The sequence below is a fragment of the Nocardia sp. NPDC002869 genome, from assembly GCF_046764065.1.
GTDB classification, from domain to species: Bacteria; Actinomycetota; Actinomycetes; order Mycobacteriales; family Mycobacteriaceae; genus Nocardia; species Nocardia rhamnosiphila.
Window position 1 is genome coordinate 1 of record NZ_JBKOOL010000183.1, and the last position, 10,845, is coordinate 10,845.

Annotated in this window: 12 protein-coding genes; all 12 read right to left on the bottom strand. The window is 70.4% G+C overall.

The features are described from left to right. On the bottom strand, nt 1–233 hold a 233-nt coding region (locus ACLML9_RS24780), incomplete at its 3' end, for a DUF202 domain-containing protein (protein WP_411947775.1). Nucleotides 234–243: 10 nt separating this feature from the next. Then, nucleotides 244–603, bottom strand: coding sequence for a YidH family protein (locus ACLML9_RS24785; protein WP_411947776.1), 360 nt, complete (start codon nt 601–603; stop codon nt 244–246). A gap of 842 nt (nt 604–1,445) precedes the next feature. Further along, the gene (locus tag ACLML9_RS24790; RefSeq protein WP_411947777.1) at nt 1,446–2,369 is read right to left on the bottom strand and encodes a tyrosine recombinase XerC; all 924 of its coding nucleotides are present in this window, start codon (nt 2,367–2,369) and stop codon (nt 1,446–1,448) included. A gap of 478 nt (nt 2,370–2,847) precedes the next feature. Beyond that, entirely contained in the window at nt 2,848–4,032 is a 1,185-nt protein-coding gene (dprA, locus tag ACLML9_RS24795) for a DNA-processing protein DprA (RefSeq protein ID WP_411947778.1), read from the bottom strand. Further along, complete coding sequence (locus tag ACLML9_RS24800; RefSeq protein ID WP_411947779.1) at nt 4,029–5,540, bottom strand: YifB family Mg chelatase-like AAA ATPase; 1,512 nt, start codon at nt 5,538–5,540, stop codon at nt 4,029–4,031. Before ACLML9_RS24800 ends, dprA begins: the two co-directional genes overlap by 4 nt. Then, nucleotides 5,540–5,896, bottom strand: a complete 357-nt coding sequence (locus ACLML9_RS24805; RefSeq protein ID WP_411947780.1) for a YraN family protein — start codon at nt 5,894–5,896, stop codon at nt 5,540–5,542. Before ACLML9_RS24805 ends, ACLML9_RS24800 begins: the two co-directional genes overlap by 1 nt. Nucleotides 5,897–6,030: 134 nt before the next feature. After that, on the bottom strand, nt 6,031–6,336 hold the full coding sequence (locus ACLML9_RS24810) for a DUF2469 domain-containing protein (RefSeq protein WP_011210678.1): 306 nt from the start codon (nt 6,334–6,336) through the stop codon (nt 6,031–6,033). 137 nt (nt 6,337–6,473) lie between these two features. Continuing rightward, nucleotides 6,474–7,220 carry a ribonuclease HII gene (locus ACLML9_RS24815; protein ID WP_411947781.1) on the bottom strand — a complete coding sequence of 249 codons (747 nt, stop codon included), beginning with the start codon at nt 7,218–7,220 and terminating at the stop codon, nt 6,474–6,476. Nucleotides 7,221–7,399: 179 nt separating this feature from the next. Beyond that, nucleotides 7,400–8,182, bottom strand: coding sequence for a signal peptidase I (gene lepB / locus ACLML9_RS24820; RefSeq protein WP_265804512.1), 783 nt, complete (start codon nt 8,180–8,182; stop codon nt 7,400–7,402). Between the two features lie 113 nt (nt 8,183–8,295). Next, complete coding sequence (rplS, locus tag ACLML9_RS24825) at nt 8,296–8,637, bottom strand: 50S ribosomal protein L19 (RefSeq protein ID WP_030521783.1); 342 nt, start codon at nt 8,635–8,637, stop codon at nt 8,296–8,298. Nucleotides 8,638–8,759: 122 nt separating this feature from the next. Further along, nucleotides 8,760–9,692 carry a hypothetical protein gene (locus ACLML9_RS24830; protein ID WP_411947782.1) on the bottom strand — a complete coding sequence of 311 codons (933 nt, stop codon included), beginning with the start codon at nt 9,690–9,692 and terminating at the stop codon, nt 8,760–8,762. A gap of 24 nt (nt 9,693–9,716) precedes the next feature. Continuing rightward, a partial coding sequence (locus ACLML9_RS24835) for a helix-hairpin-helix domain-containing protein (RefSeq protein WP_411947783.1) occupies nt 9,717–10,845 on the bottom strand: 1,129 nt, incomplete at its 5' end.

The window sequence follows — 10,845 nt, forward strand, 5'->3', positions numbered from 1 at the left end:
GCCGCGGCGCCGGCCGCGGCGAGGCGAAGCCGGCGACCGCGCCGGTAGCCGAGGGCGGCGACCGACAGCAGGACGAGACAGGCGATACCCGGCAGGAGCGCGGCCGGATCCCACCCCTCCTCGAGCACGAGACGCAGGAGCAGGAGATCGACCACCAGACACCCCAGACAGGTGCGCCGCCACGACAGCGCCGTCCGCTCCGCGGCCAGCCGGATCTCGGTCGATTCGGTCACGACACCGTCCTCAATGCAGCAGGACGGCGACGCAGGCGAGAACCGCCACGAACGCGGTCCCGGCGGCCAGCACCGGCACCAGCACCGTGCCCGGCAGCGGCCGCCCTTCCTCCATCGCGACGCGAACCCGCCGCCAGTGCACATACGCCCCGACCGCGAGGACCAACGACAGCAGCAGACAACTGACGGCCAGCGCGGTACGGAAATCGATATTCCACTGTTCCTGCACCACCGCGTGCACCGCCACCCCACCGGCCAGCAACCCGAGCGCGGTGCGGATCCAGGCCAGAAAGGTCCGTTCGTTGGCAAGCGTGAACCGGTAGTCGACCGGTTCCCCCGCGCGGTCTGTGTCCTCTCGCGCGGAATTCATCGGGCGACCGTGCCGGTCGTGGTCTGCACGCTCACCTCCCGAAATGCCGGTCGGCCGCAGTAGGGCGGCTCCGCTGGACAGCGTAAGCGCCGTACCGCGGCGAATCCAGCCACCGGGTCGTAGACGGGCCGCCCGATCGACTCCCGCGCCGGTTCGTGGTCCGGTCGCGAGGCCGTGAGGCCCGGAGCTTTCACTCGCCGGGACGGACCGCCGATCGAGTGTGGTACCCGACCGGGTGAGCCCGGCACACCGGGCGGCCCACGCTCTCGGGTTTCATCATGTTCCCGGCGCCGATCAGTAGCGCGGCGCCGAATACAGCCGGACGAGTGCGCGGGCCGGCTGGTCGGCTCGGATCCCGCGTTCGGAGCAGCCGCAGGTCTCGCTCCCCTCGGCAGGCCGGCGGCGCCCGGTCGAGCAGCGCCCGGTCGCACGGCATGCGGTCGACAATGCGTATGTCGGCAATACCGGTCGGGCCGGACGAGTTCGCGCACCCGATCCTCCGGCGGGGACGAACCCGGAGCACCGATGAGTCGGCCCGCCGCGGGGGTCATTCGTCGCCGAGCACAGGCCTCTCACATCACCCCACGAACACCCTGGACGGAAGCTGCGGGGTAGCGGACGAAGGCACCTGCGAACTCGCCACCACAGCGACCGGTTCGGCGGTTCGGCATCGAAGCATTCGGCTCATGTGCCGCAGGGCGCCAGTGTCATCGAGAAGACCGGTGAGGCAGCGGCAGAGTCCGTTGTCGCCACCGTAGGAGTCAGCGATACGACGACCGGAAGGCAGACGTGCGGCACTCGGCGGCGTTCGACCGACGGGTTTCCTGCCCACCGACGACGGTTCAGGCGCGGGGGTGGGCCTGATCGTGGGCTTTTCGGAGACGGTCGATGGAGACGTGGGTGTAGAGCTGTGTGGTCGCGAGGCTGGCGTGACCCAGCAGTTCCTGTACGACCCGCAGATCCGCGCCGCCTTCCAGAAGATGCGTGGCTGCCGTATGGCGGAGGCCGTGCGGTCCCAGGTCGGCGGTGCCCGGGACAGCGGACACCACCGCGTGCACCACTGTCCGGGCCTGCCGCTGATCGAGGCGCCGGCCCCGTCGGCCCAGGAGCAGCGCGCGGCCGGAATCGGGTGTGACCAGGACAGGCCGCCCATAGCGCAGCCATTCACCCACCGCGTGATCGGCGGGGCCGCCGAACGGTGCCGATCGCTCCCGGTTGCCCTTGCCCAGGACACGGACCAGCCGCCGTTCCCGGTCGATATCGTCGATATCGAGTCCGCACAGTTCGCCGACGCGGATTCCGGTGGCGTACAGCAGTTCGACGATGAGCCGATCCCGCAGCGCCATCGGATCGTGCTGTTCGGCACCCGATTCCGCGGCGTTCATCACCCGGCCCGCCTGCTCTTGACCGAGGACGGCGGGCAGGCTGCGGTGGGCCTTGGGCGCGGCGAGCCGGAGCCCGGGATCCACGGTCAGCCGGCCGGTCCGGGTCAGCCAGGCGGTGAACGCCCGCGCGGCCGACGCCCGACGCGCCATACTGGTGCGTGCCGCGCCGCGCTCCGCGTGCCCTGCCAGCCACGCACGCATGGCCGGCAGGTCCAGCTCACGCACCGAGGCGTCGGCGGCATGGTCGACCAGATGTGCCAGCAGCGACCGGATATCGCCGAGATAGGCGCGCACCGTATGTGCCGAACGGTTGCGACCGAGCCGCAGATGCCGCCCGTATTCGGTCAGCAGGGCTTCCAGATCCTCGGGCAACTCACGCACCGTCCCACCGTCGTCCGCCCGCCCCCGAACCGCAAGCCCACGCGCCGATATCCGTTGGCGGCACGCGAAGCGGACCACCGCCCTGCTCCCTTTCGAGATTGCGGGCGACGTGCCGATGCGGTCCCGCTGCGCCTCGAGCTGCCGGATGGCTGACGGACCTCGCCGCCTCGGCGCGCCCAACTCGCCGTGTGCGTCGGGTGGAATCCGTGGCAGCCGTGGATCCGCGGGCGGCGGGTAGCTGCGCTGTCGGTCGCGGCTTCGGCTGCACACCAGTCGTATCCGCCGCGCCAGTAGTCGACGATTCATCGGGCCGCAATCGAGGTACCCGATATCGGCGCCCTGGAAGGCTCGTATCCCGGCGAGGCCGCCGCCCAGCGACAAGACGATGGGGATGCGGGGGCGGGGCCCGGCCCGGGACCGCAGCGGGCGGTCTACAGCCCCGCGTACAGCGCTCGAGAACCTGGCTCGACCGAGGCATTCACCCACCTCGCTCCGCTGCCCGGTCCAGCCGGTACCAGCCCACCTCGCCGCGCGCGGCCGCCCCCGCCAGATCGAGCGCGACGAGTGCCGCGCGGATCTCGGCCGCCGCGATCCCCGTCGCTGCTGCGATATCGTGCGGCCACCGGCCGCCGGTAGCGGGTAGGGCCGCCAGCACTCGGGACTCGGTATCGCCGAGCCGGTCGGTACCGGCCGAACCGGTGGTCAGCGGTAGGTGCAGGGGCGCGATATCGGCGAGTACCTCCTCCGGACCGGTGACGAGGGTCGCTTCCCCGTCGCGGATCATCCGATGGCAACCAGCGGAGGCCGCCGAATTCACCGATCCCGGCACCGCGAGCGCGGGACGACCGATCCGGCGGGCCCATTTCACCGTGTTCCGGGCGCCACTGCGCAATCCGGCCTCGACCACCAGCACACCGTCGGACAGGGCGGCGATCAGCCGATTCCGGGCCAGGAAGTGGTGTTTGCGCGCGACCGTACCCGGCGGGTATTCACTGACCACCAGGCCGGTTTCGGCGATCCGGGCGATGAGGCGGTCGTGCTGGGCCGGGTAGGGCCGGTCGGCGCCGCAGGCCAGTACGGCGATGGTGGCGCCGCCGACCGCGAGCGCGGCCCGGTGCGCCGTACCGTCGACACCGAAGGCGGCGCCGGATACGACCGTCCATCCGCGGGCGGCCAGGTCTCCCGCGATTTCACCGGTCACCCGGTCGCCGTAACCGGTGCTGCACCGGGCGCCCACCACCGCCACCGCGCGCTCGGTGAGTTCGCCGAGATCCCGGCCGCCCCGGACCCAGAACACCAGCGGCACCGCACCGTCCGGGTCGCGGCCCGGGGCGAGCTGACTCAGACCCAGCATCCGCCAGGCCGGCCATTCCGGCTCGTCGGGTGTGACGAGCCGCCCGCCGGTATCACGGATGACCTCCAGATCACGCGCAGCCGTGTCCAGCTCCCGCCGCCGCTCGGTCGCGGCGCGCAGCACCGGCGGGAGTGCGCGTTCCCGGACCGCTCGCGCCGCCTCGCGCACCCCGACCGAGTCGATCAGCGCCGTGAGTGCCGGGCACGGCCCGAGAACCACTCGGGACAGATACGCCCAGGCCAGCTGCCGCTCTTCCTGCTCACCGGTGGTCCCCCGCCGGGCCGGCGAGCCGATTCCGGCCGCGTTCACTGCGGACTCCGCTGCCGGAAGTCGAGAGCCTGCATCACATCGTGTGCGGTGGGCATATCGCCGCCGCGCAGATCGCAGACGGTCCACGCGACCCGCAGCGCCCGGTCGGCGCCCCGCGCCGAGATCCGGCCCAGTCGCAGCGCCGCCTCGACCGGAGCCGTCGTCTCGACGGGTAGGGGGAACCGGCGGCGCAGTGCGTACCCGGGGACCTCGGCGTTGGTACGCCAGCCCTCGTCGCGCCACCGGGCGACGGCGGCCGCGCGGGCGGCGATCACCCGGCCGCGCACGGTCGCGCTGTCCTCCGATTCCGCCGCCGCCAGACCGGCGCCCGATATCGGATGCATCGGCAACCAGATATCGATGCGGTCCATCAGGGGACCGGACAGTTTTCCGAGGTACCGGCGCCGGGCGAGCGGGGCGCAGATGCAGTCCACATCACGGGCCGGGGCGCAGGGGCAGGGGTTGGCGGCGAGTACCAGTTGGAATCGCGCCGGATAGCGCGCCACCCCGTCGCGCCGCGCGATCCGTACCTCGCCCTCCTCCAGCGGTGTCCGCATCGCCTCGAGCACCTTGGCACCGATCTCGGCGCATTCGTCCAGGAACAGCACCCCGCGGTGGGCGCGGCTCACCGCACCGGGCCGCGCCGATCCCGAACCACCGCCCACCATGGCACTCACCGAGGTCGAATGGTGCGGGGCGACGAACGGCGGGCTGGTGATCAGCGGCTGTTCGTCGGAGAGCGTGCCGGCGACCGAATGGACGGCGGTGACCTCGAGCGCCTCGTCCTCCGACAGCGGCGGCAGCACGCCGGGCAGGCGCTGGGCCAGCATGGTCTTCCCGATTCCGGGGGCGCCCGTGAGCAGCAGATGGTGCCCACCGGCCGCGGCGACCTCCAGCGCCCAGCGCGCTTCGTGCTGTCCGGCGACATCCCGCAGATCTCCGCTCGGGACGCTCGAAGGTGGTGGATGCACTCCCGATGACTCCTCCAGGCCGCCTTCGCCCCGCAACCAGTCGACGGCAGCGCGCAGTGTCGGTGCGCCCAGCACCCGGATTCCGGCGACGAGGCCCGCTTCCGGAAGAGCCGACTCGGGGACCACCACCGTCTTGCGACCGGCCCGGCGCGCCGCGAGCACGGCGGGCAGGACGCCGCGGACCCGGCGCAGCCGCCCGTCGAGGGCGAGTTCGCCCAGCAGCACGGTGCCCGTGAGCCGCTCGGAGGGCACGATACCGGCCGCGTGCAGGACCGCGACGGCAAGCGCGAGATCGTAGACGGAACCCACCTTCGGCAGCGTCGCCGGCGACAGGGCCAGAATCACCCGGCCGTCCGGCCATTTCTCGCCGGTATTGGCGACGGCCGCCCGGACCCGGTCCCGGGATTCCTGGAGCGATGCGTCGGGCAGACCCACCAGATGCACCGACGGCAGACCCTGACCGATATCGGCCTCGATCTCGACGACCTGCCCGTCGATCCCACGCACCGCGATCGAGCAGGCCCGGCCCAGCGGCATCAGAACACCGCCCGCAGGTGCTCGATCACGGGCTCGGCGGTCCGCGAGAGCAGGATCGAGACGACATCGAAACGGATCCGCTGCCAGGGACCGTCCTGTTCGGTGAGCCAGAGCAGCGCCAGGCGGCGGATCCGCTGCCGTTTGTCGTAGGTGACGGCCTCGGCCGGTGTCCCGTATCCGAGCCCCGATCTGGTCTTCACCTCGACGAAGGCGGTCACCCCCGCGTCGCGGACCACCAGGTCCAGTTCGCCGTACCGGCACCGCCAGTTACGGCAGACGATCTCCATACCGGCGGCCTGCAGATATCTGGCCGCCAGTTCCTCCCCGTGGGCGCCGAGCGCCGTGTTGTGTCCCACGTGCCCAGCATCTGCCATCGGCGGAGCGAGCACACGGCGCCGACCTGCGAAAACAATCGGCCTGTGGACAACCTGTGGCCTGTGGACAAGTTCCTCCGGGGCACGGCCCGGCGGCACTCACCGGCCGCGGCGGCTCATTCGGGTAGCCGCAGGTCCGGCTTCTCCAGCTCTTCGATGTTCACGTCCTTGAACGTGATCACCCGGACGTGTTTGACGAAGCGCGCGGGCCGGTACATATCCCAGACCCATGCATCGCTCATCCGTACTTCGAAGTACACCTCGCCGTCGGCGTTCTGCGGTCGTAGCTCCACCGAGTTGGCCAGATAGAAGCGGCGTTCGGTTTCCACCACATACGAGAACTGACCGACGATGTCCTTGTACTCCCGGTAGAGCGAGAGCTCCATCTCGGTTTCGTATTTCTCGAGGTCCTCGGCACTCATCTGGTGGAATGTCCTCCTTCTCGCCGCCTAGTGTCTGCTCACATCATCGCTCATCGCGCCCGGGCATGTCACCGTGGGCCGGGCCGCACACGTTCGCTGCGCCGCGCGGCGGGCCGGGTGCGGCCGCGCGGCCCCGGTCAGGCGGCGCCGCCGGCCTCCGCAGTCGCGAGCGCCAGTGATTCGGCCGCCGCGGGTATCGGCGCGCCGCATTCGCGCACCGTGCGCCACGACCGCCGATGTTCCGGACAGGGACCGAGCCGGCGCAGCGCTTCGAGATGCTGCGTGGTGTTGTAACCCTTGTGCTCGGCGAAACCGTAGCCCGGCCGGTGCCGGTCGAGCTCGACCATCATCCGGTCCCGGGTGACCTTGGCCAGCACACTGGCCGCCGCGATGCAGGCGGCGCTGGCGTCACCGCCGATCACCGGCAGCGAGGGTACCGCCAGCCCCGGCACCCGGAATCCGTCGGTGAGCACATAGCCCGGCGCGCAGTCCAGCCCGGCCACCGCCCGGCGCATGCCCTCGATATTCGCGACGTGGATTCCGATGGCATCGATCTCCGCGGCAGGGATCACGACCACCTTCCAGGCCAGCGCCAGCTTCTTGATCACCGGGAACAGCGCCTCACGGGCCGTCTCGGTCAGCTTCTTGGAGTCGTTGAGCCCGGCGAGCGCCGCGGACGCCTTCGGCGCGAGTACGCACGCGGCGACCACCAGTGGCCCGGCGCTCGGGCCGCGACCCGCCTCGTCGACGCCCGCGACCGGCCCCAGACCGCTGCGTATCAGCGCCGAATCGAGTGTCCGCAGGCCCGCGGCCTTGCGGACCACCACTCGCGGCGGCCAGCTGCTGCCTCGCGCGGCGCCGGCGGCACGGTTACTACGTGTCACTGGGCACCTCGCGACAGATGATCGGGAACCACCGCCCGATTATCGCGCACCGGATCGGGCGCGGTACCGGTAGGTCCGGTCCCGGCCCCGGTCGAACGGCTTGTCCGGCAAGGTGATCGGCGCCGCCACTGCCCGGATCGGACGGCGCTCGCCACGGAGCGACCGTGGAAACCTCGCGCCTACTGCGGATTCTGCGATGTCACCGGACCGATCCGGCCGGGCGGCCAGATCTTGAAGACGGCCTTGCCGCGGACGTTCTCGATGGGCACCGTGCCCTGGAGGTCGTCGCCGACATGCGCGCGGGAATCGCGCGATTCGTTGCGGTTGTCGCCCATCACCCACAGGTGGCCCGGCGGTACCAGTACCGGCCCGAAGACCCGGCCCACCGGATAGGCGGCGTTCTGCTGGCCCGCCACCCACGGGTAGTCGTCGGCGACGTAGGGCTCGTCCAGCGGTTTCCCGTCCACCATGACCCGGCCCTGCTCGTCGCAGCATTCCACGGTCTGGCCGCCGACCGCGATCACGCGTTTCACCAGGTCGTTCTCATCGGGCGGGACCAGGCCGAAGAAGGCGAAGAAGTTCTGGATACCGCGCACGGCGGGATTGTCGGAACGGATCGAGACGTAGTGGTCGTTCCAGGACGGCGGGCCGACGAATACGACCACGTCCCCGGGCTGCGGATCGCTCCAGTAGTAGCTCACCTTCTGCACGTAGATCCGGTCGCCGGTGCAGCCGGTGCAGCCGTGCAGGGTGGGCTCCATGGACTGGGAGGGAATGACATAGGGGCGGCCGACGAAGGTGACCATGAGGGCGGCGATGATCGCCGCGATGACCAGCAGGATGGGAAGTTCCTGCCAGAACGGCCGCTGCCGCTTCGCTTTGACCTGCTTTCGCGCACGACGCCTTCTCGGCGGTTCGTTCCTGGAATCGGATCCCGAAACCGACCAACTCTCATCTGCCACGCGAACAGCGTAGCCCGGTGCCACAACGGATTCGTGGCACCGGGCTACATATGCCGTCCGCCGAGGTCACCGTGGTGCGGCGCAGCGCACTGGTGTCGGCGGTCAGCGACGGGTCAGCGCTTTTCCTTGATCTTGGCGGCCTTACCGCGCAGCTCCCGCAGGTAGTACAGCTTGGCCCGGCGGACATCACCGCGGGTCACCACATCGATGTGATCGATGGTGGGGCTGTGCACCGGGAAGGTGCGCTCCACACCGACACCGAACGACACCTTGCGCACGGTGAAGGTCTCGCGGATACCGCCGCCCTGGCGCCGGATGACGACGCCCTTGAAGACCTGGATACGTTCCTTGGAGCCCTCGATGACCTTTACGTGCACATTGAGGGTATCGCCCGGACGGAAGTCGGGGACGTCGCTGCGCAGCGAGCTCTCGTCGACGAAATCAAGGGTGTTCATGATCATCCTTCTGATGGTCGCGCGAACAGAGGAACCTGGCGGCGCAAAAGCTCGACCGGTTCGTGCTCCGAATGTGGGATGCGCCCGGGTCATGCCCAGGGCAACCTGTGCATTGTGCCAGATCAGCGGTCGGTTTCGGAAACCGGCCCGGCCTGGGCCGCCGCGTCCCCGGCGTCGTCGCCCCGATCGGGCGGCCACAGGTGCAGATCCTGCAGTAGCGGATGCTCCCGCGGCGGTGGGGGCGGCGCCGGTACCACCTTACGCGTCAGTTCCACCTCGGCCGCCGACCGCGCGTGATCGACATCCGGACTGCCGGCGATCAGGTCCTGGACGAAGATCTTGGCCCGGATCACCGGGCGCCGGTACCGGCGTTCCCGCACGATCGCGCGGTACATGAGCCGCCGCCGGCTGCCGTAACGCCACCGCGCCCACGGGGCTCCCGGCCGGCTGAGCCGCAGCGCGCCCACGACCAGCAGCGGCAGGAAGAACATGCCGAACAGCCCGGTCCAGATCTTGCCCTTGGCGATGACCACGGCGGCCAGCGCCAGATTCACCACCGCGAATCCGGCGACCAGCAGCCGCGTACCGAGGCCGGGCTGGTGCCGCACACCGTTGATCTCCAGCAGCCACAGCGGATGGAAACCCAGCAGCAGCAGGCCGGTGACCGCGAGGGCGACGAAGACCGCGTCCACCGAGGTCCGCCCCTGCTCCTCCCAGTACACATCGCGCAGGTAGTACAGCAGCGCGAATTCGTCGAGCACGAGCGCGGCCCCGACCCCGAAGGTGGCGGCCAGGACCGATGCCGTGCCGGTGCTGTTCCCCGCGGCTCCGGCGATCATCCCGATACCGGAGATCAGTACCAGCACCACGCCGAACACCATGTGGTGGATGTGCACACCGCCGGACTTCAGGTTGCCGGGCCACCAGCGCACCCGGGCCCGGATGAGCCGGACGCTGACCCTGATCACCAGGAACCCGATGATGAAGCCGAACAGAAAGCAGAGCAGCGGGAGCCGGCCCGCGGCGATCACGTCCTCGGACAGCCACTGCCGCATACCGGCCCCCGATTCAGCTCGTGGTCACTTCCCGAAACCCGCCCGGCGCAGCGCGTCGGCCATGGCACCGTTCACCGGTGCATTATCGCGCCGGCCGTCCCGGCCCTGCCCGCGATTGCGTCCCTGACCGACACCGTTACCGACGCCCCGGCCGCCGGCGTTCTGACCGTTGCCTTGGCCGCCGCGGTTCTTCTCGTTACGGCCCTGGCCCCGGGCGCCGCCGTCGCGGCCGCCGGTCCGGGCGCCGCCGTCGCGGCCGCCGGTCCGGGCGCCGCCGTCGCGGCCGCCCTGGCCGCGACCGCGGTCGCCGGGGCCCTGGCCGCGTTCGGGCTTACCCGCCCCGGGCTCGTCGTCGAGCCGCAGCGACAACCCGATGCGCTGGCGCACGACATCGACCTCAAGCACCTTCACCTTCACCACATCGCCGGATTTGACCACCTCACGGGGGTCGCGCACGAAATTACGCGACATCGCCGAAACGTGGACCAGACCATCCTGGTGCACACCGATATCGACGAAGGCGCCGAACGCGGCGACATTGGTGACGACACCCTCCAGCACCATGCCCGGCTCCAGATCGGCGACCTTCTCGATTCCCGCCGCGAATTCCGCGGTCTTGAACTCCGGGCGCGGATCGCGGCCGGGTTTCTCGAGTTCGCTGATGATGTCGGTCACCGTGGGGACACCGAACTTCTCATCGGTGAAATCGGCCGGGCGCAGCGTGCGCAGGACCGCGCCGTTGCCGATGACCTCGGCGATTCCGGTACCGGTGGAATCGAGGATCCGGCGCACCACCGGATAGGCCTCCGGGTGCACGGCCGAGGTGTCGAGCGGATCGTCCCCGCCGCGGATCCGCAGGAAGCCCGCGCACTGTTCGAACGCCTTGGGCCCCAGCCGCGGGACGTCGAGCAGGGCGGTGCGACTGCGGAAGGGACCGTTCTGATCGCGGTGCGCCACAATGCTCTCGGCCACCGAGCCGGTGACACCGGAGACCCGGGACAGCAGCGGCACCGACGCGGTGTTGACATCGACGCCGACCGCGTTCACCGCGTCCTCCACCACCGCGCCCAGCGACCGGGCCAGCAGAGTTTCCGAGACATCGTGCTGGTACTGGCCGACCCCGATCGATTTCGGCTCGATCTTGACCAGTTCG